Genomic DNA, 26,040 nt, shown 5'->3' on the forward strand with positions numbered 1-26,040 from the left:
TCGAAATGCACAACCTCGGTTACGCCCTCGACGGCGCCTGGCAGGTCCTCATCGCCGGCCTGGTCCTCGGTGCCGGCCTGCCCATCCTCTTCGCGCTCGGCATCCGCTCCCTCGCGTGGGGGGCCGGCGCGGCCGCCGTCGACGCCACCGGCGTCACGCCTGCCGACCGGAGGCCGGTCGGGACGGCGCTCGGGTATGCGCTCTTCGCGGTCGTGGTGGTCGGGGTGCTGCTCGGGCTTACGTTCATCGTGGCGAGCGGGTTCGGCTACAAGCTGGACTTCTCCCACATCTACCCGCTGATCGTGGCCAAGTAGTCCCCGCCCGCCCCCACCCCACCAAGCCCCTCTTGTTTACGGCTAGCCGAAAATCGGCGGGGTGTGGTTGGCCGGAAAAACAGCTGGGGTGGGGCTGGTCGGAAGGCAGTTGGGGTGCGGCTAGCCGCTGGAACGGGTGTGGCTGGCTCGGGTGGGTTAGAGCAGTGTTCGGGCCAGGGCTCCGATGTCGGGGTTGTCGGTGAACAAGCCGTCGATTCCGGTGCGCAGGAACGTCACCTGCTCGTCGATGGCCTTTCCGTACGCCGCGGGATCCGTGCCCACCCGCAACTCGGCCGGCAGGAACGAGTTCTCGGCCCGGAACGTGTAGGGGATCACCGTCAGGCCCGCCCCGTGCGCGTCTGCGACCAGGCGAGTCGGCGACCCGAGTGCGCCGTCCGCCTTCCGCGGGATGATCTGCCCCTTCTCCGGCCCGAGACCGTCCACGTACTGCGAGAGTTCCTTCAGACCAGCCGGCGTCAGGTAGTCGGCGTAGCTGCGCGGATCCTCGAACGGCGAGCCGGCCGCCCCGGTCAGGAACACCAGCGGCACCTCGACCCGGTGCTCGTCGGCGAGCGCCCGCAGGTTCACCGCCTCGAACGACTGGATGAACACCTTCGCACCCCGCCGGTCGAGCCCGTTTCGCCGTAGGACCCGCACCAGCGGCTTCTCCAGTTCCAGACCGAGCCGCCGGAAGTACGTGGGGTGCTTGGTCTCCGGGAAGACACCCACTTCCCGGTCCAGTTCCTTCGACAGCCGTTTACGCAGGTCCAGCACCTCTTGGAAGGTCGGCACCTCGAAGCGCCCGTCGTACAGCGTGTTCCGCTGCCGTACCGCCGGGATCCGCTCTGTCGCCCGGAGGGTTTTGAGTTCGGCCAGGGTGAAGTCGTGGGTGAACCAGCCGGTGACGCTGACTCCGTCCAGCGAGACGGTGCGTTTGCGGCCGGCGAACTCGGGCCGGGCCGCCACGTCGGTGGTGCCGCCGATCTCCGGTTCGTGCCGGCACACCAGGACACCGTCCTTGGTGGCGACCAGGTCCGGTTCCATGTAGTCGGCGCCCAGCCGGGCGGCCAGCTCGTACGACGCGAGGGTGTGTTCGGGCCGGTAGCCGGACGCGCCCCGGTGCCCCACCACCAGCGGCCTGGTCCGGCTGGGGCCGCGGTCGGCGGCCCACGCGGGGGCGGATGCCGCTCCGGTCAGTGCCGGAGCGGCGGCGGCGACGGCACCGAAGCGCAGCACCTGACGGCGATCTGCCACGTTCTCCTCCACGGATCGATCTCCGGCGGATGTCGCCGGATGTCGATGCTGAGTCGACGTGATCGATCCGTCGTCCAGGCGACGTCTTCGTGGCGTGTCCGCAAACGACGGGTCAATGGTCGTAACCGGACATACCTTGCGCGGAGCCGGGAGCCTAGAGCCGCAGGTGGTCCCAGTCGAGGAGCCCGTCGCCGAGGTCGCGGACGGTGGCGAGCAGCCCCAGACGGGCGGCTCGCAGCGCCGGGTCGTCGGCCATCACGAAAACCTCGTCGAAGAACGTTCCGACCGGCTCGACCAGGCCTTGGGTGGCGTTGACGAAGGACGAGACGTCGGTGAAGGCGGGTACCGCACTGACGGCTTCGTGCAGTGCCAGTTCGGCCGGTTCCTTGAGGACCGACGGGTCGTAGCCGGCCGCGGTGCCCGCCGGCACGATCCGCCGGGAGCGCTGGACGGCCGCCGCGACGGACAGGAAGCCCGGGTCGGTGACCGCGGTGGCCAGCTGGCCGAGCAGCACGTCGACGAGGGCGGGACGGGCCGCGTGGGGCAGCACCGCCCGTACCCGGTCGATGGGCTGGCCTTCTTCGGTGAGCACCTGCTCCAGGCGTTTGGCGAGGAACTCGCCGGCGGCGGTGCGGATCTCGGGGGAGACCGGCACGGGCTGGGCGCCGGCGGCCAGTTCGAGACCGTCGAGCAGCGAGAACCCGGCGAGGGCCGGGGTGTTGCGGTGCACCGCGAGCAGGCCGAGGACGGCGCGCCGGACCGCGAAGGGGTCGCTGGAACCGGTGGGCAGCCCGACGGTGGCGGCCAGGCCGGTGACCAGGTCGAGGCGGTCGGCCAGCGACAGCAGCGCGCCGGGGACCGAGGCCGGCAGCAGGTCGCCGGTGTTGCGGGGCAGTTCCGCCTCGTAGACGGCCTGCGCCACCGGCCGGTCCTCGCCGGCGTGCAGTGCGTAGTCGCGTGCCATCACTCCGGCGAGGCTGGTCATCTCGGTGACGAGCTGCGAGCCGAGGTCGAATTTCAGCAGTTCGGCGGCTCGGGTGAGAACGGGTGAACCGATGTCGAGGCGGTCGGCGATAGACAGTGCAAGGGCCGAGATGCGGGCGGCCCGGTCGGCCATCGAGCCGAGCTTGTCAGTGAAGGTGAGGCGGTTCAGGTGGGCTTTCATCTCGGCGATCGGGGTCGCGAGGTCGGCGCGGTAGAAGAAGGCCGCGTCCTCGTAACGGGCCCGCAGCACCGCTTCGTTTCCGGAGCGCACGAGTTCCACGTCGACGGGCCCGTTGGCGACGGTGACGAACATCGGCAGCAGAGCCCCGTCCGCGTCGCGCACCGGAAGGTAACGCTGGTGTTTGCGCATGACGGTGGTGAGGACCGCGTCCGGCAGCGACAGGTAACTCTCGTCGAAGGTGCCGAGCAGCGGCAACGGCTGTTCCACCAGGTCGGTGATCTGGTCGATGAGCGCGGCCTCGCCGTTGACGTCGATCCGGCCGTCCGGGTAGACGAGGTCCTGCGCGCCGACGACGATCAGTTCCCGCCGGTCCTCGTGGTCGGCGACGATCCCGTTGACGCCGAGGGTCTCGATGAAGGTCTCGGCCGAGTCGACGTCGGCGTGCGGCGGCACGGCGGTGCGCAGCAGCCGGGTGCGGCGCCCGGCGGCGAGGGTGGAGACGGCCACCGGCACGACGTCGTCGCCCCAGAGCGCGGTCAGCCAGCGGACCGGCCTGCTGAAGGACAGTTTCGGGTCGTTCCACCGCATGTTCTTGGCGGCGCGCAGCCCGGTGACGACAGTCGCGAGCACGTCGGCGAGCACGGTGGGTGCCGCGCGCCCGGCTTCGTGTTTCTTGACCACCACGTGGGGTACGCCGCCGAGCTCCTCGACCTCGACATCGGCGACTGTCACCCCTTGTCCACGGGTGAAGCCTTCGAGGGCTTTCGTCGGGGCGCCGTCGGGGCCGTACGCCGCTTGGGCTTTGGGTCCGCGGACGGTGCGCACGTAGTCTTCTTCGCGGGCGGCGACCGCGGTGACGACGGCGATGAGCCGGCGTGGGGTGCCGAAGACGCGGATGTCGCCGTGGCCGAGGCGGGTGCCTGCGAGCCCGTCGGCGAGGAGTCGTTTCACCTGGTCGCGGGCGGAGCGGAGTTCGGCCGGCGGCAGTTCTTCGGTGCCGATCTCGAAGACCAGGGTGCGTTCACTGTCACTGGTCTGGACGGTGGCGGCGGGCCGGGCCGGTTCCCGTGGGGTGACGGTGCCGAGGGGCAGGCCCTGTTCGGTGCGGCGTTCCACCCAGAGCCGGGCGACCTCGCCGGCGAGGCGTCGCATCCGGGCGAACTCGGTGGCCCGGTCGGAGGTGGAGACGGCGCCGCGGGAGTCGAGCACGTTGAAGGCTTGCGAGCATTTGAGGACGTAGGTGTGGGCGGGTACCGGCAGTCCCGCGTCGATCATGCGCTGGGCTTCACCGGCGTAGAGTTCCAGCAGTTTCCGGTTGGTGTCGACGTCGGCGTCGTCGAGGTAGTAGCGCGACATCTCGTACTCGGACTGGCCGAAGACTTCGCCGTAACTGACGCCGGGGGCGTACTCGATCTCCTTGAAGTGGGTCTTCTCCTGCAGCGCCATGATGATGCGCTCGATGCCGTAGGTGATCTCCACGCTGACCGGGTCGAGGTTGAGCCCGCCGACCTGCTGGAAGTAGGTGAACTGGGTGATCTCCAGCCCGTCCAGCCAGACTTCCCAGCCCAGTCCCCAAGCGCCGACGGCGGGGGCGGCCCAGTTGTCCTCGACGAAACGCACGTCGTGGGCGGCGACGTCGATGCCGATGGCGGCGAGGCTGCCGAGGTAGAGCTCCTGCGAGTTGCCGGGGTCGGGTTTGAGGATGACCTGGAGCTGGGTGTGGGTCTGGAGGCGGTTCGGGTTCTCGCCGTAACGGGAGTCGTCGGGGCGTACCGAGGGTTCGGGGTAGACGACGTGCCACGGTTCCGGGCCGAGTACCCGCAGGAAGGTCGCCGGGTTGAGGGTGCCGGCGCCGACCTCGGTGTTCATCGGCTGGACGACCAGGCAGCCCTGATCTGTCCAATACGTGGTCAACCGGGCCAGTGCGTCCTGCATGGTGAGCATGGGACCGAAGTCTAGGTGTGCCCGTACGGGGGTAGGTACGCAATATGCTCGCCGGAGACCTTTACAGCTTCCAGGACCTCCTAACGGATGAGGAGACCGCCACCGTCATGCGGGTGCGGGAGTTCCTCTCCGCCGAGGTGACACCGATCGCCAACGAGTACTGGGCGCGGGCCGAGTTCCCGTTTCACCTGATCAAGCAGTTCGCCGGGCTGGGTCTGGCCGGGGTGAAACGGTCGTCCTTGCTGGACGGCTGGCTGGCTCTGGAGATGGGGCACGCCGACGCGTCGATGGCCACGTTCTACGGGGTGCACGCCGGGCTGGCGATGGGCAGCATCCAGGAGTGCGGGTCGCCGGAGCAGCAGGAGCGCTGGCTGCCGTCAATGGCGTCGTTCGAGCAGGTCGGGGCGTTCGCGCTGACCGAGCCGACCGGTGGTTCCGACGTGGCGGCCGGTCTGCGGACGGTGTCCCGGCGTGAGGGTGACACGTGGGTGCTGAACGGGCGTAAGCGCTGGATCGGTAACGCCACCTTCGCCGACCTGACCGTGGTGTGGGCCCGGGACGAGGCCGACGATCAGGTCAAGGGGTTCGTGGTGGGCAAGGGTACGCCCGGGTTCACCGCCACCAAGATCGAGAACAAGATCGCGTTGCGGATCGTGCAGAACGCCGACATCGAGCTGGCCGGGGTGCGGGTTCCGGAGGCCGATCGGCTGCAGGGGGCCCGTTCGTTCAAGGACACCGCGCGGGTGCTGCAGCAGACCCGGGCGGGGGTGGCCTGGCAGTCGGTCGGGGTGATGCTCGCGGCGTACGAGATCGCTCTGGCCTATGCCGGGGAGCGTAAGCAGTTCGGCCGGCCGATCGCCAAGTTCCAGCTGGTGCAGGATCTGCTGGTGCGGATGGTCGGCAACGTGACCGCGTCGATGGGTATGTGTGTGCGTCTCGCCCAGCTGCAGGACGCGGGCGTCTACAAGGATGAGCATTCGGCGCTGGCGAAGGCCTACTGCACGACCCGGATGCGCGAGGTGGTGGGCTGGGCCCGGGAGTTGCTGGCCGGTAACGGCATCGTGCTGGAATACGACATCGGGCGGTTCGTGGCCGATGCGGAGGCGCTGTACTCGTACGAGGGCACCCGTGAGATCAACTCGCTGATCGTGGGCCGGGCCATCACCGGCCACGGAGCCTTCGTCTGAGCCGGTCGCTGGCTGAGCCGGTCGCTGGCTGAGCCGGTCGCTGGCTGAGCCGGTCGTGGGCTGAGCCGGTCGTGGGCTGAGCCGGTCGCGGGCCGGTGCGGCCGGCCCGCGATCACGGGAGCGGTCAGAGGTATTCCTTGCGGAGGACCTTCTGGGAGGCGGTGAACGACAGGTTGCACGAGGTCAGTTCGCCCTGCGGGGCGGGAGCGCTGGTCCACTCGAAGTAGAAGCGGCCCTTGGTGAGGCCCGGGTTCAGGTCGAACGAGGCGGGGCCCCGGCCTTCCGGGAAGTCCCGCCAGCCGGGGGCGCCCGGTGTGAAGGCGCTCTTGGCGTCGCGGGCGAACCCGATCCGGCCACCGGATCTCGGCTGGAGGCAGTCCCGGGTCAGTTCGACGTGCACGGGTGCCGGGTCGACGAACTGTTCCGGGCCGACCGTCTTGCACGACGGCAGGCAGGACAGTTTGCTCGCGGTCCACGAGTAGAGCATCTGATCGTGGACGCGATGGGTGTAGACCGTCAGGTAGTCGGAGGCGCTGGCGACGATCTCCTGTTTCTGGTGGCGGTATTCGGCGCTGTAGTCACCGGAGGCGGTCGCCTTGGTGACCCACCGGAACTTGCCCGAACTGCTCGCGGTGGTCGACCCCAGCAGCACCGGGGTGCCCTTTTTCGCCTTGAGGAAGTAGAAGTCGACCCGGCCGGCGTTGCCGCTGTTCCGGTCGAGGATCCCGGCGACGCCGCTGAGCACCACGGTGGTGCCGGGGGTCGCCTCCCGCGGCGTGACCGTGAAGTCCATCTCGGGGTCCGGAACCGGCGCGACGCCGGGCACCATCCCGGTCGCGGGTGCCGCGATCGGGGTCGCCGCGGCCGGGGTGGCGCCGGTCAATGTCATGGCCAGAGTGACGCCGGCAATGAGCAAACGAGTACTGCCCACCTTGTCCTCCCATGGGGTAGTTTCATGATCTTTAAACCGAAAACTACCAGGGTGGAATGCGTGGTCAATCGCTTATGACCGGTTGACTCTCCGCCAGGCACACCCCGCCTCCACCGCGCTTGGCCTGGTACATGTAGGTGTCGGCGGCCCGGATCAGCTCGGTCACCTCGGTGCCGTGCTCCGGGAACAGGGCGACGCCGATGCTGGCGCCGATGCGTACCGGCTCGCCCTCGATGTCGAAGGGTTCCCGCAGCCGCTCGCAGATCCGGGTGCCGACCGAGGCCGCCGCCGCATGGTCCGGGTCGCCGGTCAGCAGCACCGCGAACTCGTCACCGCCGAGCCGGGCCACCAGGTCGGGCCGCCGCACCACACCCTGCAGGCGTTTGGCGACCAGTTGCAGCAGTACGTCACCGGCGTGGTGGCCGATGGTGTCGTTGACCTGCTTGAACCCGTTCAGGTCGAGCAGCAGCAGAGCCACCCGGGTGCCGGTGCCGGAGGCGATCTCCACCGCGGACTCGGCCCGGTCCAGCAGCATCTTGCGGTTCGGCAGACCGGTCAGCGAGTCGTGGTTCGCCTGCCGGGTCAGTTCGCTCATGTGTACCGCGGCGGCTTCCCGCATCCGGGCACTGTCCATGATCAGGGTGCCTTCGAAGGCGAGTTGCTGCGCGAAGATCCGGTCCTGGGCGGTCCAGTCCCGGGTGCCGCTGGAGTCGCCGCACATCACGATGCCGACCGGGCCCTGCCCGGACATCAGCGGCATCGCGATGAACGACTGGAAACCGATCGACTGGATCAGGCCACCGGCCCGGACCTTCGTGGCGCCGGCGTCTGCGACCAGCATCGGCTCGCCCTTCTCGGCGGCGTTGCGCCACACCGGGGAGTCGGCGGCGGCCTGGCCCAGCAGGTTCCCGGTCACCGACCGCAGGGTCTCCTCGGGGAATCCGACCCCGTGCACGTACCGGATCCGGCCTTCGGCGTCGATCAGGTGCAGTGCGGCGTGTTCGGTGCGGAACGCGGTCGCACACGAGCGGGCCAGCAGTTCCGCCGCCGATTCCACGTCGTCGGCGTTCATGCCCTGTTCGAACATCTCCCGGATGGTGGCGCTGCTGTGCGCGACGAACTGCCGCTGCTTCTCCGCCGCCAGCCCTTGCAGGGTGGTGGCGAAGTGCAGGGCCATCGTCGAGACGGTGTCGAGCTGTAGCTGGTCCAGGGCCGGGCCGGTGAGCAGCAGTACGCCGACGGTCTGCCCGCCGATGCGCAGCCGGACCGACATCTGTTCGCCGTTGACCACCGGTTTGCCGCCGGCCGGGGCCCGGAACACCTTGCCGGCGACTAGTTGGTCGCGCCGGCCGGGTTCACCGATCCGGGCGCTGACCGTCATCATGCCGGTCTCCGAGTCCAGCTCGAACACGGTGGCGGCGGTCAGCCCGGCGATCGCCCGCAGGTGCGGGGCGGTCAGGTCGAGGACGTGCTGCACCGAGGGGGTGTCCTTGGTCATGAATGCCACCAGTTCGGCCAGCAACAGTCCGTGCCGGTCCGGCATCATGATCTGGCCGCCGGCCCCTTCCACCTCGGGACCGGCAGTCTGCATCTCGCTGCCCACGCTCATGGCACTAGGGTCGGCATCGCCGGGCCTGGGTTGAGTCACCGGGCACGAGTTGAGGGTCGCAATATGGGTGCGGTTCATCGGGACACCCGCCTCGCATGTCGCGGGGGCATGAACTCTCAGTTGCCTCGTTGTTTCGGAGTGATTGCGCTGGGAGCGCTCCCATGCAAAGCTGTCCACATCGGCCAGCGATCCCCACCGATGTGTTGGCCGGCCGTTCCCCGGCGTGCTCCCACGCCGTCCCCGTCTCGAGGAGCCTTCTGATGAGACCCATCCCCACTCGCGCCAGGGCGTTCACCGCCGCTGCCGCCGTCGGAGTCGTCGCCGCTTCGGGTGCCGTCGCCGTCGCTACCAGTGCCAGCGCCGCGGCCGGCTGTCGCGTCGACTACTCGGTGAACCAGTGGAGCAACGGATTCACCGGCAACGTCACCGTCGCCAACCTCGGCGACGCGATCACCGGCGGCTGGCGCCTGACCTGGACCTGGCCGGGCAGCCAGACGATCACCCAGGCCTGGAGCGCCACGGTCACCCAGAGCGGGACGGCCGTCACCGCGGTCAACCCGACCTGGGCGGCCTCGCTGCCCACCAACGGCACCGCCACCTTCGGCTTCAACGCCAACTACTCGGGTACCAACACCGCTCCCGCGTCGTTCTCCCTCAACGGCACGGTCTGCACCGGTTCGACCGGTTCGCCGTCGAGTTCCCCGTCGACGTCGACCTCCCCCTCCACCAGCACCTCCCCGTCGACCAGCCCGTCCCCGTCGACCAGCCCGTCCCCGTCGACGTCGAACCCGCCCGCGGGTAACAAGGTCGACAACCCGTACGCCGGGGCCCGGGGCTATGTGAACCCGGAGTGGAAGGCCAAGGCCGAATCGGTGACCGGCGGCAGCCGGGTCTCCAACAACCCGACCGCGGTCTGGATCGACCGGATCGCCGCGATCGCGGGCACCAGCGACAGCAGCTCCAACGGCTCGATGGGTGTCCGGGCCCACCTGGACGCGGCTCTGGCGCAGGGCGCCGGCTACATCCAGTTCGTCATCTACAACCTGCCCGGACGCGACTGCGCGGCGCTCGCCTCCAACGGTGAACTCGGCCCGGCCGAACTGCCGAGGTACAAGACCGAGTACGTCGACCCGATCGCCGCGATCCAGGCCGACGCCAAGTACGCGAGTCTGCGGATCATCAACATCGTCGAGATCGACTCGCTGCCGAACCTGGTCACCAACGTGGGCAGCGCAGCGGGTGCCACGGCGGCCTGCGACACGATGAAGGCGAACGGCGGCTACGTCCAGGGCATCGGCTACGCGCTGCAGAAGCTGGGCGCGCTCGCCAACACCTACAACTACGTCGACGCCGCCCACCACGGCTGGATCGGCTGGGACTCGAACTTCGGCCCGACCGCCGACATCATGCTCCAGGCCGCCCAGGCCTCGGGCAACGTGAAGAACGTGCACGGGTTCATCACGAACACGGCCAACTACTCGGCGCTTCGCGAGACCTTCTTCACCATCGGTACGAACGTCAACGGCACCTCGGTACGCCAGTCCAAGTGGGTCGACTGGAACCAGTACGTGGACGAGCTCTCGTTCGCCCAGGGCTTCCGTACCAAGCTGGTCTCGATCGGTTTCGACGCCGGGATCGGCATGCTGATCGACACGTCCCGCAACGGCTGGGGCGGTTCGGCCCGGCCCACCGCGGCGAGCACCAGCACGAACGTCGACACCTTCGTCAACGAGTCCCGCATCGACCGCCGGATCCACGCCGGCAACTGGTGCAACCAGTCCGGTGCCGGTCTGGGCGAGCGTCCCACCGCGGCTCCGGCCGCCGGGATCGACGCCTACGTCTGGGTGAAGCCGCCGGGCGAGTCCGACGGCTCCAGCACCCTCATCCCGAACGACGAGGGCAAAGGCTTCGACCGGATGTGCGACCCGACCTACACCGGTAACGCCCGCAACGGCAACAGCATGTCGGGTGCGCTGGCCGGCGCTCCGATCTCCGGGGCCTGGTTCGCGGCGCAGTTCTCGCAGCTGATGGCGAACGCCTACCCGGCGCTCTGATCCACCAGTACGACCGGCCGGCCGGTACCCGTCACGGGTGCCGGCCGGTTCGCGGTGTGCGGCGGGCTCAGGGCTGGCGGGCTCAGGGCGTGGCGGTGAAGAACCGGTAGACCGCCCGGTACGGCACCGCAGTCGTCGACGTGCCGGTGCACGCCCCGGCCGCCACCCCGCCGACGGTGTCCAGCCGCTGGATGTAGGTGACCCGGCCGAACAGGCCGCCACCGCGCGCGAGCCTCGTGGTGATCCGCAGTTGCGGGATGCTGTCCGGGTGCTCGGAGGGCACTCGGATCGCCGAGGTCCCGTCGCCCTCCAGCAGTGAGCCGTCCTGGTCCGACTGCCAGCTCGGCCCCCGCACGTGCAGGGCGGTCACCTTCTTCACCGGGTGCATGGTGACACCGGTGAGCGAGGCGGCCGGTTCGAGCAGGGCCCAGGCGCCGGTGCGGCACTCGTACACCTGAACGCCCTTGGCTTTGAGGACCGCGTGGATCGTGTGCCCGGGTGGCGGCGCCAGCTCGGGCGGCACCCGCGGGTCCACGCCGAAGTTGTCGGCCTGGGTGGTGGGCGGCCGGGCGGCCACCGGGACCCGGTCGGTCCCGGCGAACGAGACGCCCGCCGGCACACCGATGGACACGAGCGCGAGACCGCCGACCACGGCGGCTACCTTGACGTTACGCCGGACAAGTGTCACGGAGTCCTCCCCTATGGACGGTGACGCTGCGTTCTCACGCTAACGGCCACCGGCCCGGGGGAGGACCGTTGTGATGGGAAATCACCCTACCGGTACGACCCCGGCGCCGAGTAGAAGCCGGTCGGCGGTGACTGTTCGGCGATCCGGGTCTGCCGGGACCGGGACCGCAGCCGCAACAGCAGCATCACCCCGAGGAACACGCAGATCCCGCCGATGATCAGGCCCGGCCCGAGCAGAGCCGACTCGTTGGCGATCAGAGCCGCGTCGGCGTTGTCGGTGTCGCTGGGAGCCAGTGGTGGCTCGCTCTCCTCCACGATCGGTGCGGCCTCCTCGCTCTCCTCGGGTTCGGCGGCCTCCTCGGACTCGGACTCCGACGGCTCCGGTTCCGGTTCGGCCTCCCGGCCGCCCTCGACCTCGGCGGACGCGCCGGCCGCGGTCAACAGGGTGTTCTGCTCGTCGAAGGCGCGCACCTCGAACTGCACGTCACCGCCGTCCGGGCCGTCGAACGCGACCTGCCACCGGCCGGTGAGCGTGCGGCCCCGGCAGGATTCGCCCGGGTCCAGTTCGTTGTCCACGAACGTGCTCGTGGTGCCCTCGGTCCGGTCGGTGGTCGCGAACGGCCCGGCCTCCTCGACCCGGGTGACCCGCGCCTGGCCCGCGTCGATCCGGGTGCGCATCAGCAACACGAAGCGCACCTTGCGGCAGCGCCGGTTCTCCGAGGTGACCACGGCGGTCAGGGTCTCCGCGTCCCGGCCGACCGTGAAGTCGCCGGGCGCGCTCACTCGCACGCTGAAACCCCGCTCGTCAGCCGAGGCCGGTGCCGCGTACGGCACCGCACTCAGTACGGCGCCGGCGATTACCGCGCCGGAGAGCGCGGTGATCCGGTGTCGCATGACGATCCCCCTTCCCAGGGCAGCTCAGTACATTCGCCTGCATTACTTAGTTCGCCCCGGACGCGCGAAAGGTTCAGAGGGTGGCCCGGGTCACTTCTGGCGTCATCCTTATTTTTTCCTTAAGCTGGCAACCTTCTGCGCATCTGCCCAGCTCAGCAGGCCTGCGCGGAAAGTAATCGGACGACTACGCAAAAAATTCGGACGGTGTTCATCCGAACCCGGGCCCGGCACGTAATCCGGGGCAGGACACGGTCCGCGGCATGCAGGGGAAAGCACCGCCGGGACCGGGTTCAGCGCAGAGCTTGAGCGCGGGGCGTTCCCCACGGACGCCGGCGTCCCACCGCCCACGGGACGTGACCGCACCAAGGAAAACGAGGAGTCCATGGCCCGCTCGAAGAACAACAAGGCAGCCCCCACCCGGGTGGCGGTCGACGTCGGATCCACCGGTGCGCGTTCCGTACCGAAGGGTGCGGTGGCCCTGCTCATCGTGTGCATCGTCGCCGCCGTCTGGGCGGTCGCGATGATGACCGGTCCGGGTCGCGTCGGGTACTACATCCTTTTCATCTACCTCAGCTACTACATGGGCGTCATCGCCCTGGTGTCGCTGTCCATCACCATCATGATCGGACTGGTCGCCACCGACCGCCTGGTCCTCAGCATCCGCCAGCGGGTGCTGCTGCAGTCCGCACATCGCACCACTGGCGTGATCGCGGTCAGCGGCCTCTTCGTGCACGTCTGGGCGAAGTTCTCCGAGGGCCTGATCGGTATCGTCGACATCTTCATCCCGTTCCTGGTGGACGGGCGTGAGGGCTGGGTCGGCATGGGCACCATCTCCGGATGGGTGATGGTGCTGGTGATGTGGTCCGGTCTCGCCCGCGCCAAGTTCATCGGCCGCGGCAAGCCCTGGATGTGGCGTGGCATCCACTCCATCTCCTACCTGATCTGGCCGATCGCGCTGCTGCACGGTCTCGGCGCCGGCCGCCCCGCGGCCACCTGGGTCATCGTCAGCTACGTCGTCTGTGTGCTCGGTGTGCTGGTCGGCCTGGCCGTCCGGCTCTCGGTCAGCCTCAACCGCCGTAAGGACTTCGCCTCACCGGCCGGTGTCGGCGCGGTCAAGTCGAACGAGACCGGCACCCTGGTCCCCACCGCCACGGCACCGATCCGTCGCCCGCAGGCCACCCGCCGGGCCGAACCCGCCGTCGACCTGCTGGCCCCGGCCGGTGGCGCCGCCGGGCAGGTCACCCAGTCCTGGAGCATGGACGCTCCGCCGCCGCCCCCGGCTGCTCCGATCGCCCCGATTCCGGAGCCCCTGCCGGTCGAGGAGGTGCCGGCGCCCCGCGCCGCCCGCCAGCCGGAGCTGGAGGCACCCGCACCCCGGCCGCGCCGGGCCGTCGAGGACGACGAGCGGTACGACACCCAGACCCGGATGTCGCGCCGGGACCTCGAGGACGACCGGTACCGGTACGACGACGAACCGGCCCCGCGGTCCCGTGGCGGTCGCCCCCAGGACCGTTTCGACGAACCGGCCCCCCGTGCCCGCCGTTATGAGGACGACGAGCCGGCCCCGCGGTCGCGCCGCCGGGACGAGGTCGAGTCGACCGGCACCCGGATGCGCCGCGACGACCTGGAGTCCACCAGCACGCGGATGCGCCGTTACGAGGACGACATGGAGACCACCGGATCCCGGGCCCGCCCGCGCTACGACGACGACATGGAGTCCACCGGTGCCCGCCAGCGTCCCCGTTTCGAGGACGACATGGAGTCCACCGGATCCCGGGTCCGTCCCCGCTTCGAGGACGAGGAACCGGCCCCGCGGTCACGTCGCCGTGACCCGGAACCGGAGTACGACGCGCGCCCTAGTGGCCGCCGCCGTGCCGACGACGGGTACGACGACACCCCCGCACCCCGTGGTGCCCGGTCGGCCCGCTACGAGGAGGCGCCCCGCCGCGAGGAGCCGCCCCGGCGGCCCAGCCGCAGCGAGTTCGTCGACTTCGGCGACGCTCCGGTCGACGACAGCCCGACACTCGTCGACACCGGTTCACGGCGCGCCCGCCGCGCTGAGCCGGACGGCGGTGGTGGCCGCGACGGCCGCCGCGGCCGGGACGACAGCGACGACGGCTATTTCTCGCAGCTGCGCGGTGACTCGAAGTGAGTGAGGCTCAGGTTCCGCCGGTCACGGCGGTCGGCACACCCCGCATCACCGCTGGTTTCGACGAGTACGGCCGCCTCGACCTGCTGGCCCACCAGGAGGTGCACGGCGGGTTCGCGGCACTCTCCTCGGGGGAGCTGATCGGTCTCGCCGACCGCATCGAACTGCGTGGTCGTGGCGGCGCCGGCTTCCCGTTCGCCCGTAAGGTGCGCGCGGTGGTCGACTCCTGCCGCCGGCAGGAGTTGCCGCCGGTGATCGTCGTCAACGCCACCGAGGGCGAGCCGCCCTCGTGGAAGGACAAGGCGGTCCTCACCCGCGGCCCGCACCTGATCCTGGACGGCGCGGCCCTGGCCGCCGCCGCCCTGGACGCCGAGGAGATCGTCATCGGGGTCGCCGACGACGGTGTCGGTCAGGAATCCCTGGCGGCGGCGCTGGCCGAACGGAAGATGCCCTGCCCGACCCGGATCGTCGTGGTGCCCCACCGGTTCATCTCCGGTGAGGGTGGCGCGCTGGTCCGCGGCATCAACGGCGAGGCGCACATCCCGCCCGGCCGCAAGGTCCGGTCCAGCGAGAACGGCGTGATGGGCCTGCCCACCCTGCTGTCGAACGCGGAGACGTACTCACAGCTGGCCATCGCGGCCCGGCTCGGGCCGTGGGAGTACAACGCGGTCGGCATGCCGGAGGAGCCCGGCACGGTGATGCTCACCGTCGGCGGCTCCGCGACGGCCCCCGCCGTGGTCGAGGCGCCCAGTGGCACCCCGCTCATGGAGGTGCTGGAGATGTGCGGCGCCGACATCGGCCCGGGACTGCTGGTCGGCGGCTACCACGGCAAGTGGGTCACCGCCGAGCAGGCGAAGACCATCAAGATCTCCCGCAAGGGGTTCGCGAAGGTCGGCGGAACCCTGGGCGCCGGGATGCTGATCCCGATCGGCTCGAAGACGTGCCCGATCGGCGAGGTCGCCCAGGTCGTGCAGTACCTCGCCGGCGAGTCGGCCGGTCAGTGCGGCCCGTGCCGCATCGGCCTGCCCGACCTGGCCCGCGCGGTGACCCTGGTGGCGCTCGGCGGCAACGCGGTCAAGGAGGTGCGGCAGGCGGCCGGTCTGGTCAAGGGCCGCGGCGCGTGCAGCCACCCGGACGGCACCGGCCGGTTCGCACTCTCCGCCCTGGAGGTGTTCAAGGCCGACGTCGAGGCGCACGCCAACGGCGAGGGCTGTGGCAAGTCCGTCAAGGGCATCCTGCCGCTGCCGTACACGGCCGAGAAGGGCGCGCGCAAGCTCGCCCTGGACTGGTCCCGCTGCGACGGTCACGGGCTGTGCTCGGCGGTGGCCCCGGAGATCATCCGGCTGGACCACAACGGGTTCCCCGCGTTCCCCCAGACGCCCCTGCCGCCGTGGCTCGAAGACGGCGCGCGCAAGGCGGTGAACGTCTGCCCGGCTCTGGCCCTGCGCCTGACCGAGCCGACCCCGACGAGATGACGAAGGTGACATGAGGAAACGCGAGCTGGTACGCGTACCCAAGCTGGTCTTGATCGCTCTGACCACCGCGATCGCGGCTGCCGCCTGTGGCACCGCACCCGTCGCGTCTCCCGTGTCCCTCTCGTCGGCCCAGGCGCCGGCGGCCGGCCCGTCCCCGGCCGCCGTGCCCTCGGCCACCCCCACCACTGTGGTGGTGCCGAAGAACCTCACCTTCTCCGGGACCACCCTGGAGGGGGCGAAGTTCGACGCCGCGAGCCTGGCCGGCAAACCCGCCATCCTCTGGTTCTGGGCGCCCTGGTGCGCCACCTGCGCCAGCGAGGCACAGTCGATCGGCGACCTCAAGACCGAGTACGGGGACCGGCTGCAGATCCTCGGAATCGCCGGGATGGGCAAGAACACCGAGATGAAGCGGTTCGTCGCCGACTTCGAACTGCAGGGTGTGCCGCACCTGAACGACGCGCCCGGCAAGCTGTGGAAACGGTTCGGGATCGTGCAGCAGAGCTGGTACGTCTTCCTCGACGCGAACGGTAAGGAGACCTACAAGGGTTACCTGGACGACCTCCAGCTGACCCAGCGGGTTCAAGCCATGACGGCGTGATCGGCCAGTTCGGCCAGGGTGGCGAAGCGTTCGGCCTCGGCCTGCGCCCCGTAACCCGAGGTGTCGTCCTGCGCGGCCGGCGCCCGCACGTGGCCGGCGTCCTGGACGAAGATCCCGCAGTTGGGGTGGACGACGTGGTAGAGCTTCGGGTCTGCCGGTCTCCGCTGCCCCTGGCCCTGCCATCGCAGCAGCCAGACCCCGCGTGCGGGCGGGAACGAATCCATCAGGTCGGCGACCCGGGCGACGTCCTTCGGGTCGAAGAGCGGTCCGAACTCGACCTCGGCCGGAATCTGCGGCCGTAGCGCACCGCGGAGCACCCGGGCCGGTCGCAGCGTGACGATCACGGTGCTCATGTCGCCGATCGTCCGGCCCACCCGGACCCCGGTCACGTCGGCCTCGATCACGGCGGTGGCCTCGGCGTACGCCTCTTTCAGCGTGGCGGGCTGCCGTTTGAGATCCATCGCCGGGCCGGGCCGGATCGGCTCGAAGAACCGGGCACCGATCAGTGGGCCGGCGAAGGACGGCGCCGAGGACGGCACGGCGGCCACCGGCGGGGCCACCGTGGCCTTCTCCGAGGTGCAGGCGGACAGCAGAACGGCGGCCACCGTGACGATGGCCGCCGTGACGGGAAGCTTCATGGCCGGTTGGACGCGGCCGGAACGTCCCGGGTTCCGCCGGGTCAGAAAGCGGTCTTCTCGTTGGGCATCAGGAACCAGAGGATCGGATAGACCAGGAACTGGCTGCCCGGGATCAGGAAGAGGATCAGCACGAACAGCAGTCGTGCGATCCACGGGTCGAGGCCGAACCGGCGGCCGAGGCCAGCGCAGACGCCGGCGATCATCCGGCCCTGCAGGGGACGGATCAGGCCCTGGCGAGCGAGAGAGTCGTGCACGGCGTTCATCTTGAGGATCCCTGCCTTCACTCGGTGTGAACTGATGACTCCATGGTGTCCCCCGTCCGTGGACTTGCGCATCGGGTCTCCCCCCGATCCTCGACTCGGGGATCCCCATGAGACCGCCTACCCGGGTAGCGACGCGGCCCTATACAGTGCGAGCGGCACGCTTCGGGGGGACGGGAATGGCGGACGGCGCACTGCCGGGTGAGCGGACTCAACCGCTGCGCCCGCGTGATCCACGTGCCCTCGGTGACTATGAGCTGGTCGGGCGCCTGGGCGAGGGCGGGATGGGCACGGTCTACCTGGCCCGTACCGCGGGCGGGGTGCTCGTCGCTCTGAAAGTGGTGCGCGCCGATCTGGCGCACGACGACGAGTTCCGCCGGCGTTTCCGCAGCGAGGTGAACCGGGCCCGGCAGGTGCCGCCGTTCTGCACCGCCGAGGTGCTCGACGCCGATCCCGACCACGAGCAGCCCTACCTCGTCGTGGAGTATGTGGACGGTCCCACCCTGGCCGAGGTGGTCGAGCAGCGCGGCCCGCTGACCAGCGCCAACCTGCACGGCGTGGCGATCGGGGTGGCCACCGCGCTGACCGCGATCCACGGCGCCGGGGTGATCCACCGCGACCTCAAACCGCGCAACGTGCTGCTCGCGCCGGGCAGCCCCAAGGTGATCGATTTCGGGATCGCCCGGGCGATGGAGGCGACCAGCGCCAACACCCGCACCGACCAGATGGTCGGCACGGTGGCGTACATGGCTCCCGAACGCTTCGGCTCCGAGGACGAGACCCCGATCACCCCGGCGGCGGACGTGTTCGCCTGGGGCACCGTGGTGGCGTACGCGGGCACTGGCCAGACCCCGTTCCACGCCGACTCGCCGCCGGCCATGGCGGCCCGCATCCTCACCCAGCCGCCCCGCCTGGACGGGCTCAGCGGCCCGCTGCGCGACCTGGTCGGGCACGCCCTGGAGAAGGACCCGGAGAACCGGCCCAGCTCCCGGGAACTGCTCGATCTCCTGATCTCCGGGTCCGGGCGGCCGTCCGCGACCGCCGCCGCCTTCGCCGACCAGCCCGACCTGCGGGCGGCCGCGGTCGAGGCGCAGGCGGTCACCGGGGTCACCCCGGCGCCCACCCTGGTGCCGGCCCTGCACATCCCGCCCGGCCTGATCGGCTACGACGAGAACTCGATCATCACGGTGCCGATCTCGGCGCCACCCGGCCGGACCCTGCCCGGCCCGCCGCTGCCGGAACCGGCCCGGCGCTGGGCGCTGCCCGCCGCCGTCGGCTTCCTGATCCTGGCGATCACCGCGGGCGCGGTCATGCTGGCCCTGTCGGTGCGCGACCGCGGTGGCCAGGGTGAGGTGGACGCGGCCCCCACCGTGATCGCCGCCCCGTCACTGCCCGCCGCCGCACCCTGGATCAACGATTCGCTGCGGCAGCAGGCGTACTGGAAGCCGAGCGAACAGTCCGGCGAGGGCGAGTGCCACCTGGACCCGGCACGCGGCCTGGTCGCGCGCCGGGAGACCGAGGGCACCTTCAAGTGCAAGGGCCCGTCCGACCAGCTCCCCGCCGACCTGCGCATCGACGTGACGGTCCGGTTGAACACGCCGGACAGCTGCGCGACCGTCTGGTTCCGTAACGAGGGCAGCATCGGCTACCAGCTGCGGGTCTGCGAGCAGAACCTGTACTTCGGCGTGCACCGGTCGCGGGACGTCACGATCAAGCGGACCTTCCCGCTGACGCAGGCACCGATCGCGCGGGACGTGGACACCCGGATCGGGCTGGTGATCCAGGGCGATGAGGTGCGCATCCTGCGCGACGGCACCCAGATCGGGGTGGCGCCGCTGGAGGAGGCCGACATCACGGTGGGCCGGGTGGTGCTCGGCATCTACAACGAGCGCGATCCCGCACCCGGCCCGTACGAGGTGACCTTCAGCGACCTGCGGGTCTGGAAGCTCTGAAGCCGGGGCACGCGGCCCCGGCTTCGGCCCACGTCAGTCCTTCGCGAGCCCGGCCCGGCGCAGCGCGTCGGCCATCGCGTCGTTGCCGATGCTGCCGGCACCGCCGCCACCGCGCTGACCACCGCCCTGCCGGGGCTGACCGCCACGCTGACCGCCCTGACCGCCGCGCTGGCCACCCTGGCCACCCCGCGGCTGTCCGCCGCCGCCCTGGCCCCGCTGAGCGCCGCCGCCACCGCCCTGACCGCGGTCCTCGCGCGGCTGCCGGGCCTTGGCGGGCTCGTCGTTCAGGCGCATCGTCAGCGAGATCCGCTTGCGCTGCTCGTCGACCTCCAGGACGCGGACCTTCACCACGTCACCGGACTTGACCACCTCGCGCGGGTCCTGCACGAACTTGTCGGAGAGCGCCGACACGTGCACCAGACCGTCCTGGTGCACGCCGATGTCGACGAACGCGCCGAACGCGGCCACGTTCGTCACCTGACCCTCCAGGATCATGCCCGGCTTCAGGTGGGCGAGCTTCTCCACACCTTCGGCGAAGGTGGCCGTGGTGAACGCCGGCCGCGGGTCCCGGCCCGGCTTCTCCAGCTCCTTCAGGATGTCGGTGATGGTCGGCAGGCCGACCGCGTCGGAGACGAACTTGTCCGGCCGGATGCCCTTGAGCAGCGGGCTGTTGCCGATCAGCGTCTTGACGTCCGAGCCGGCGTCCGCCGCGATCGTGCGGACCAGCGGGTACGACTCCGGGTGCACGCTGGAGAAGTCGAGCGGATCCTCGCCGTCGCGGATCCGCAGGAAGCCCGCGCACTGCTCGAACGCCTTCGGCCCCAGCCGGGCCACCTTCTTGATCTCGTGGCGGTTCTTGAACGGGCCGTTCTCGTCGCGGTGCAGCACGATGTTCTCGGCCAGCCCGGCGGTGATCCCGGAGACCCGGGTCAGCAGGGGCGCGGACGCGGTGTTCACGTCCACACCGACGCCGTTCACACAGTCCTCGACCACGGCGTCCAGCGAACGGGCCAGCTTCACCTCGGACAGGTCGTGCTGGTACTGGCCGACCCCGATCGACTTCGGGTCGATCTTCACCAGCTCGGCGAGCGGGTCCTGCAGGCGGCGGGCGATGGAGACCGCGCCGCGCAGCGACACGTCCATGCCGGGCAGTTCCTGCGAGGCGTACGCGGAAGCCGAGTAGACCGACGCGCCGGCCTCGGACACCACCGCCTTGGTCAGCTTCGCCTCCGGGTGCCGCTTGATCAGCTCGGCGGCCAGCTTGTCGGTCTCCCGGGACGCGGTGCCGTTGCCGATCGCGATCAGGTCGACGTGGTGCTTCGAGGCGAGCGCGGCCAGCCGGTGGATCGACTCGTCCCACTTGTTCTGCGGCACGTGCGGGTAGATCACGTCGGTGGCGACACACTTGCCGGTCGCGTCGACCACGGCCACCTTCACCCCGGTGCGGAAACCCGGGTCCAGGCCCATCGTGGCGCGGGTCCCGGCCGGCGCGGCCAGCAGCAGGTCGCGCAGGTTCGCGGCGAACACCCGCACCGCCTCGTCCTCGGCCGCCTCCCGCAGCCGCACCCGCAGGTCGGCGCCGAGGTGGATGAGGATCCGGGTGCGCCAGGCCCAGCGGACCGTGTCCACCAGCCACTTGTCGCCGGCCCGGCCGAGGTCGGTGATCCGGTTGCGCCCGGCGATCCGGCCCTCGAAGTAGCCCTCGTCCTGTTCCGGGTGCGGTTCCATGGTGAGGTCGAGGACGTCCTCCTTCTCACCGCGGAGCATCGCCAGGATGCGGTGCGAGGGCAGTTTGCCGTACGGCTCGGCGAAGTCGAAGTAGTCGGAGAACTTGGCGCCGTCGGTCTGTTTGCCGTCGCGGACCTTCGCCACCAGGCGGCCCCGCGTCCACATCTGCTCGCGCAGCTCACCGATCAGGTCGGCGTCCTCGGCGAACCGCTCGATCAGGATCGCCCGGGCCCCGTCCAGGGCGGCCTGCGGATCGGCCACCCCCTTGTCCGCGTCGACGAACGCGGCGGCGGCGGCCTTCGGGTCCACGGTCGGGTCGTTCAGCAGACCGTCGGCGAGCGGCTCCAGACCGGCCTCGCGGGCGATCATCGCCTTGGTCCGGCGCTTCGGCTTGAACGGCAGGTAGATGTCCTCCAGGCGGGCCTTCGTGTCGGCCTGAAGGATCTGCTGCTCCAGAGCGTCGTCGAGCTTGCCCTGGGAGCGGATCGACTCCAGCACCGCGGCCCGCCGGTCCTCCAGCTCCCGCAGATAACCGAGGCGTTCCTCGAGCGTGCGCAGCTGGGCGTCGTCGAGTGTGCCGGTCACCTCCTTGCGGTATCGGGCGATGAAGGGCACCGTCGCCCCGCCGTCGAGCAGCTCGACCGTGGCGGTGACCTGCTCTTCCCGTACCCCGAGCTCCGAAGCGATGCGCTGATGGATAGCTGTCGTCACGTCGACGATTGTCACCGACGCGGTGGTGGCTTGTCGCGCCGCCCCGGACTGTCACCCGCCCGCGATCATGAAAAGCCCGTTCGGGACCGGTCCGGCCGTCCCTCTTCCGGGGGATGCCCGAGTCGCCCCTGAACCGTCGCGAAGGCTCATCCGTACCCCGATGTCGCGAATGTCACTTCCGTCTTTGCGGCCGGGGGAAAGACCTTTTCCGGCGCCGTACGGCCGGGCGAAGCCCGGTGATCGACCCTCCAGAGCGTCCCGCCGGGCTGTGACCTGCGCGATCATCGTGCTAACCGGGGTGCGCCGCCTACCGTGGTACCAGCCGGAAGCCGCGACACTTGGTAGGAGGTACTAGAGACAACGGAATTGGCCTTTGGCACTCTTGCAGCATGACGCTTGCTGTCCGGGCGGTCGCCGCCACTGATCAGGGCCTGGTCCGGTCCAACAACGAGGACGCCGTCTTCGTCGGTAATCGACTCTTCGTGGTGGCGGACGGCATGGGCGGGCTCCCCGCCGGGGAGCTGGCGAGCGACATACTCGTGCAGACGCTCAGCTCCGTCGACACCGCGCCCGACAACGGCGAACCCCTGCAGGACCTGATCTCCGCCCTGGAGACCGCCAACCAGCGGATCGAGGCGTCCGTCGCCGAGGACGACGCCCGCGACGGCATGGGCACCACGGTCACCGCGCTGCTTCTCTCCGGCGACCGCCTGGCGGTGCTCAACGTCGGCGACTCCCGCTGCTACCTGCTGCGCGACGGCGAGTTCCAGCAGCTCACCCGGGACGACACCTACGTCCAGGCACTCGTCGACCAGGGCGTCCTCACCCGCGACGACGCCCGCCGCCACCCGCAGCGCGCCCTGGTCACCCAGGCCGTGCAGGGGGGCGCGTACCGGCCGGCCGGCCGGACCATCCCGGCCCGCGTCGGCGACCGCTACCTGCAGTGCAGCGACGGCCTCTCCGACTACGTCGAGGACACGGTGATCGCCCAGACCCTGCGCGACATCGCCGACCGCAAGGAGTGCGCCGCCGCCCTGGTGAACCGGACCCTCGCCAACGGAGCCCCCGACAACGTCACCGTCATCGTCTCCGACGTCGTCGACTCCTGACCCCACCATCGGTGGAGCGAGCCTCCGGGTCTCGCTTCACCGGATGTCATGGCAACTCAAGGAATTCACGGATCTGCTCCTCGACCGCGCCCATCGTCGAATGCGACACGAATCCGTGAAGTTCGCGAAGTGCGGTGCGGTCGGCGATCTGCGCCACTCCATGGATACGGATCCAGGCGCCGCTCAGCGGATCGCCTTGTCGTAGCCGGACCGCCAGATGGTTGGGGTGGGGCGACTCCCGCACGACACTCAGAGCCCACGGCGTCATCTCCTCCACCATGTTGAACTCGTCGTTACTGATGACCAGGACCCGATGCTGGGATCCTCCTCGCAACAGGGTCCAGATCTGACCGCGTTTCACCATTCGGTGCCGCGCAGTGCGATGTCGTTGTTGCTCTCGATGAACTGACGGTCTGCCTCGATCTCCTCTGGCGAGCGGTTGCGGAGGAATTCACCGTAGGCCTGGGCTGCCGCGCGCTGCCGTTCACGGCGGGCTTCGGGAAGGATCCGCCGGACAGCGTCGGTCACGGCGGCCGAAGTGTTGCCGCGGCTCTGCAGATAGGCGGCGATGTCGTCGGGAACGCTGATGCTTAGCTTCACGGTCATACTTCTATCGTACCGGCGAGGCGGTGGGGAGTTGTCGTCGTCCGAACGGGTGAGCACCTATCCTCAGCGCGTGCTGATGGCTACCGAGCGGCTGATCCTGCGGCGTTTCCGGGCGTCGGACGCTCCGGTGCTGGCTGCCTATCGGTCGGATCCGGACGTCGCGCTCTACCAGTCGTGGGACGCGCCGTTTCCGGTCGAGAAGGCGGCGGTCGCGGTGCGGAACTTCGCGGACAGCTCGCCGACGGCGGCCGGGTGGTTCCAGTACGCCGTGGAACTCGCTGAAGAACGGCGGCTCATCGGGGACGTGGCGGTGCGGCTGCACGAGAACCTCGTACAGGCCGAGATCGGCTTCACCCTTGATACGGCGTACCAGAAGAAGGGTTTCGCCTTCGAAGCCGTCAGCGCCGTGCTGGACCGGCTTTTCCGGGTGCAGGGAGTGCACAAGGTCACCGGGGAGTGCGACGCCCGGAACGTGCGGTCGGCGGGGCTGATGGAGCGGCTCGGGTTCCAGCGGGAGGGCTTGCTGCGGCAGCAGACCTTCATCAAGGGCGAGTGGACCGACGACCTGCTGTACGGCCTGCTGGCCACGGAATGGCCAGCAGGCCGGTGAAGCGTCAGGCGGTGTAGCGGAGCCAGACGGCGCCGAGCGGGGGGATCCGTAGGGAGGCTGAGGCGTCGAAGCCGTGCCAGGCGATGTGTTCGGCCTCGACCCGGCCCAGGTTGCCGACGCCGGAGCCGCCGTACAGTTCGCTGTCGGTGTTGACCACCTCGTCCCAGCGGCCGGCACGGGGCAGGCCGATGCGGTAGCCCTCGTGCGGGACGGCGGCGAAGTTGACCACGCAGGCCAGGGCGTCGCCGTTGGGGGCGAAACGGGCGAACGAGAACGTGTTGTGCTGTGAGTCCTCGCTGGTGATCCACCGGAACCCGGCCGGGGTGGTGTCCTGCGTCCACAGGGCGGGAGTCTCCCGGTACACCCGGTTCAGGTCGCTGACCAGGAACTTGATGCCGCCGAACTGCGGGTCCTGGAGCAGGCCCCAGTCGAGCCCGCGTTCCTCGCTCCATTCGCGCGGGTCGCCCATCTCGGCGCCCATGAACAGCAGCTGCTTGCCGGTGAACGCCCACATGAAACCGAGCAGCGCCCGGGTGTTGGCGAGTCTCTGCCACTGGTCGCCGGGCATCTTGCCGGTCAGCGAACCCTTGCCGTGCACGACCTCGTCGTGGCTGATCGGCAGGGTGTAGTTCTCGCTCCACGAGTAGACGGTGGCGAAGGTCATCTGGTGGTGGTGCCACTGCCGGTGGATCGGCTCCTTCTCCATGTAGGAGAGGGTGTCGTTCATCCAGCCCATGTTCCATTTGAAGCCGAAACCGAGGCCGCCGAGGTGGGTGGGGCGGGTGACGCCGGGCCACGCGGTGGACTCCTCGGCGATCGTCATCACGCCGGGATGATTCTTGTAGACGGTCGCGTTCATCTCCTGCAGGAAGCTGATCGCCTCCAGGTTCTCCCGGCCGCCGTACTGGTTCGGCACCCACTCGCCTTCCTTGCGCGAGTAGTCCAGGTACAGCATCGAGGCCACGGCGTCGACGCGCAGGCCGTCGGCGTGGAACTCCTCGCACCAGTAGAGAGCGTTGGCGACCAGGAAGTTGCGCACCTCCTTACGGCCGAAGTCGAAGACGTAGGTGCCCCAGTCGGGCTGCTCGCCGCGCCGCCAGTCACCGTGCTCGTACAGCGGGCTGCCGTCGAACCGGGCCAGACCCCACTCGTCCTTCGGGAAGTGGGCGGGCACCCAGTCCAGGATCACGCCGATCCCGGCCTGGTGCAGCTTGTCGACCAGGAAGCGGAATTCGTCAGGTGTCCCGAAGCGCGACGTGGGAGCGTAGTAACCGGTGACCTGGTAACCCCACGAACCGCCGAAGGGGTGTTCCATCACGGGCATCAGCTCGACATGGGTGAAGCCCGTCTCGACGACGTACTGCACCAGCTGCTCGGCCAGTTCGACATAGGTGAGGCCGGGCCGCCACGAGCCGAGATGCACCTCGTACGCGCTGATCGGCTCCTGATGCCACGACTTGCCGGCGCGCTCGCGCATCCACTGCTCGTCGTCCCACCGGTAGTCCGACTGGAACACCACCGACGCGGTGGCCGGCGGGACCTCGGTGTGCTGAGCCAGGGGGTCGGCGTGCTCGCGCCACACCCCGTCGCGCCCGAGGATCTTGTACTTGTAGCGGGTGCCGACGTGCGCGGCCGGGATGTGCAGCTCCCAGACCCCGCTGGAACCCAGCGACCGCATCGGCCACCCGTCGTGCGGGCCCCAGCCGGTGAAATCGCCGACCACCTGCACGCCACGGGCGCCGGGCGCCCACACCGCGAACGCGACACCGGTGCCGTACGGCTGGGCGCCGAGCACCTTCCACAGTTTCTCGTGCCGGCCCTCACCGATCAGGTGCAGGTCGAGTTCGCCGAGGGTGGGCGGATGCCGGTACGGGTCGTCGTGTTCGGTCCCGTCGACGTCGAGCCGGTAGTCGAGCACGGTGCCGGGCAGTTCGGCGGCGAAGATGCCGACGTCGTGCACCTTGGTGGTCTCGTAACGCTCCCCGTCGTGCAGGACGGTCACCTCGGAGGCGCCTTTACGCAGGGTCCGCACGACGGTGCGCCCGTCGTGCGGGTGGGCGCCGAGGACGGCGTGCGGATCGTGGGTCTCCCCGGCGATCACCGCGTCCATGGCGCGTTTGTCGGCGGCTAGCCGGGAGGTGGTCTGACCGATCATGATTTTGGGA

The 26,040-nt window shown here is 69.9% G+C and carries 21 protein-coding genes; 9 read left to right on the plus strand and 12 right to left on the minus strand.

Annotated features, from left to right (window positions below):
• Positions 1–5: 5 nt before the first annotated feature.
• Positions 6–314 (plus strand): hypothetical protein, encoded by a 309-nt coding sequence (locus BLU81_RS00535; RefSeq protein WP_092540587.1) that lies wholly within the window; start codon positions 6–8, stop codon positions 312–314.
• A 156-nt stretch (positions 315–470) separates the two neighbouring features.
• Here BLU81_RS00535 and BLU81_RS00540 read toward each other — a convergent pair whose 3' ends face one another.
• Together BLU81_RS00540 and BLU81_RS00545 are read right to left on the minus strand one after the other, a co-directional pair.
• Entirely contained in the window at positions 471–1,568 is a 1,098-nt protein-coding gene (locus tag BLU81_RS00540) for a glycerophosphodiester phosphodiesterase (RefSeq protein ID WP_092556378.1), read from the minus strand.
• 154 nt (positions 1,569–1,722) lie between these two features.
• On the minus strand, positions 1,723–4,677 hold the full coding sequence (locus BLU81_RS00545) for a glycine--tRNA ligase (RefSeq protein WP_092540589.1): 2,955 nt from the start codon (positions 4,675–4,677) through the stop codon (positions 1,723–1,725).
• Between the two features lie 44 nt (positions 4,678–4,721).
• On the opposite strand from BLU81_RS00545, the gene BLU81_RS00550 reads away from it, so the two are divergent.
• Positions 4,722–5,864: an acyl-CoA dehydrogenase family protein gene (locus BLU81_RS00550; RefSeq protein ID WP_092540591.1), complete on the plus strand. Its 1,143-nt coding sequence runs from the start codon at positions 4,722–4,724 to the stop codon at positions 5,862–5,864.
• A 124-nt stretch (positions 5,865–5,988) separates the two neighbouring features.
• Here the strand turns inward: BLU81_RS00550 and BLU81_RS00555 are convergent, their stop codons facing one another.
• Both BLU81_RS00555 and BLU81_RS00560 read right to left on the minus strand, forming a co-directional pair.
• On the minus strand, positions 5,989–6,795 hold the full coding sequence (locus tag BLU81_RS00555; protein ID WP_157751057.1) for a hypothetical protein: 807 nt from the start codon (positions 6,793–6,795) through the stop codon (positions 5,989–5,991).
• 64 nt (positions 6,796–6,859) lie between these two features.
• Entirely contained in the window at positions 6,860–8,404 is a 1,545-nt protein-coding gene (locus BLU81_RS00560) for a sensor domain-containing diguanylate cyclase (protein ID WP_092540595.1), read from the minus strand.
• A gap of 260 nt (positions 8,405–8,664) precedes the next feature.
• Between BLU81_RS00560 and BLU81_RS00565 the strand changes: the two genes are divergently transcribed.
• A complete protein-coding gene (locus BLU81_RS00565; protein WP_092540597.1) occupies positions 8,665–10,458 on the plus strand; it encodes a glycoside hydrolase family 6 protein in 1,794 nt (597 codons plus the stop codon).
• A gap of 82 nt (positions 10,459–10,540) precedes the next feature.
• On the opposite strand, the gene BLU81_RS00570 is transcribed toward BLU81_RS00565, so the two are convergent.
• Together BLU81_RS00570 and BLU81_RS00575 are read right to left on the minus strand one after the other, a co-directional pair.
• Positions 10,541–11,146 carry a DUF3455 domain-containing protein gene (locus BLU81_RS00570; RefSeq protein WP_157751059.1) on the minus strand — a complete coding sequence of 202 codons (606 nt, stop codon included), beginning with the start codon at positions 11,144–11,146 and terminating at the stop codon, positions 10,541–10,543.
• Between the two features lie 86 nt (positions 11,147–11,232).
• Positions 11,233–12,039: a hypothetical protein gene (locus tag BLU81_RS00575; protein ID WP_092540601.1), complete on the minus strand. Its 807-nt coding sequence runs from the start codon at positions 12,037–12,039 to the stop codon at positions 11,233–11,235.
• A gap of 382 nt (positions 12,040–12,421) precedes the next feature.
• On the opposite strand from BLU81_RS00575, the gene BLU81_RS00580 reads away from it, so the two are divergent.
• Genes BLU81_RS00580 through BLU81_RS00590 form a run of 3 tightly spaced genes read left to right on the plus strand, consistent with a single transcriptional unit; the run spans position 12,422 to position 16,261 of the window.
• On the plus strand, positions 12,422–14,191 hold the full coding sequence (locus tag BLU81_RS00580; RefSeq protein WP_092540603.1) for a translation initiation factor III: 1,770 nt from the start codon (positions 12,422–12,424) through the stop codon (positions 14,189–14,191).
• Positions 14,188–15,663, plus strand: a complete 1,476-nt coding sequence (locus BLU81_RS00585; RefSeq protein WP_092540605.1) for an NADH-quinone oxidoreductase subunit NuoF family protein — start codon at positions 14,188–14,190, stop codon at positions 15,661–15,663. Before BLU81_RS00580 ends, BLU81_RS00585 begins: the two co-directional genes overlap by 4 nt.
• 10 nt (positions 15,664–15,673) lie before the next feature.
• Complete coding sequence (locus BLU81_RS00590) at positions 15,674–16,261, plus strand: TlpA family protein disulfide reductase (RefSeq protein WP_092540607.1); 588 nt, start codon at positions 15,674–15,676, stop codon at positions 16,259–16,261.
• On the opposite strand, the gene BLU81_RS00595 is transcribed toward BLU81_RS00590, so the two are convergent.
• Entirely contained in the window at positions 16,243–16,899 is a 657-nt protein-coding gene (locus tag BLU81_RS00595; RefSeq protein ID WP_092540609.1) for a hypothetical protein, read from the minus strand. The two genes, BLU81_RS00590 and BLU81_RS00595, sit on opposite strands and share 19 nt — an antisense overlap.
• A 41-nt stretch (positions 16,900–16,940) precedes the next feature.
• A complete protein-coding gene (locus tag BLU81_RS00600) occupies positions 16,941–17,162 on the minus strand; it encodes a PspC domain-containing protein (RefSeq protein ID WP_092540611.1) in 222 nt (73 codons plus the stop codon).
• A gap of 176 nt (positions 17,163–17,338) precedes the next feature.
• Here BLU81_RS00600 and BLU81_RS00605 point away from each other — a divergent pair, with 176 nt between their 5' ends.
• Positions 17,339–19,111 (plus strand): serine/threonine protein kinase, encoded by a 1,773-nt coding sequence (locus BLU81_RS00605; protein WP_092540613.1) that lies wholly within the window; start codon positions 17,339–17,341, stop codon positions 19,109–19,111.
• Between the two features lie 33 nt (positions 19,112–19,144).
• Here BLU81_RS00605 and BLU81_RS00610 read toward each other — a convergent pair whose 3' ends face one another.
• Positions 19,145–21,550 carry a Tex family protein gene (locus BLU81_RS00610; RefSeq protein ID WP_092540615.1) on the minus strand — a complete coding sequence of 802 codons (2,406 nt, stop codon included), beginning with the start codon at positions 21,548–21,550 and terminating at the stop codon, positions 19,145–19,147.
• 389 nt (positions 21,551–21,939) lie between these two features.
• On the opposite strand from BLU81_RS00610, the gene BLU81_RS00615 reads away from it, so the two are divergent.
• Positions 21,940–22,659, plus strand: coding sequence for a PP2C family protein-serine/threonine phosphatase (locus BLU81_RS00615; protein ID WP_092540616.1), 720 nt, complete (start codon positions 21,940–21,942; stop codon positions 22,657–22,659).
• 46 nt (positions 22,660–22,705) lie between these two features.
• Here the strand turns inward: BLU81_RS00615 and BLU81_RS00620 are convergent, their stop codons facing one another.
• Both BLU81_RS00620 and BLU81_RS00625 read right to left on the minus strand, forming a co-directional pair.
• The gene (locus BLU81_RS00620) at positions 22,706–23,023 is read right to left on the minus strand and encodes a type II toxin-antitoxin system PemK/MazF family toxin (protein WP_092540618.1); all 318 of its coding nucleotides are present in this window, start codon (positions 23,021–23,023) and stop codon (positions 22,706–22,708) included.
• Positions 23,017–23,265: a hypothetical protein gene (locus tag BLU81_RS00625; protein ID WP_092540620.1), complete on the minus strand. Its 249-nt coding sequence runs from the start codon at positions 23,263–23,265 to the stop codon at positions 23,017–23,019. The genes BLU81_RS00620 and BLU81_RS00625 overlap by 7 nt, the downstream gene beginning before the upstream one ends.
• A gap of 76 nt (positions 23,266–23,341) precedes the next feature.
• Between BLU81_RS00625 and BLU81_RS00630 the strand changes: the two genes are divergently transcribed.
• Complete coding sequence (locus BLU81_RS00630) at positions 23,342–23,875, plus strand: GNAT family N-acetyltransferase (RefSeq protein WP_092556382.1); 534 nt, start codon at positions 23,342–23,344, stop codon at positions 23,873–23,875.
• Between the two features lie 4 nt (positions 23,876–23,879).
• Here the strand turns inward: BLU81_RS00630 and glgB are convergent, their stop codons facing one another.
• Positions 23,880–26,030, minus strand: a complete 2,151-nt coding sequence (gene glgB / locus BLU81_RS00635; RefSeq protein WP_231953927.1) for a 1,4-alpha-glucan branching protein GlgB — start codon at positions 26,028–26,030, stop codon at positions 23,880–23,882.
• Positions 26,031–26,040: the final 10 nt, after the last annotated feature.

It is taken from the genome of Actinoplanes derwentensis, assembly GCF_900104725.1.
In the GTDB taxonomy this organism is placed as follows: Bacteria; Actinomycetota; Actinomycetes; order Mycobacteriales; family Micromonosporaceae; genus Actinoplanes; species Actinoplanes derwentensis.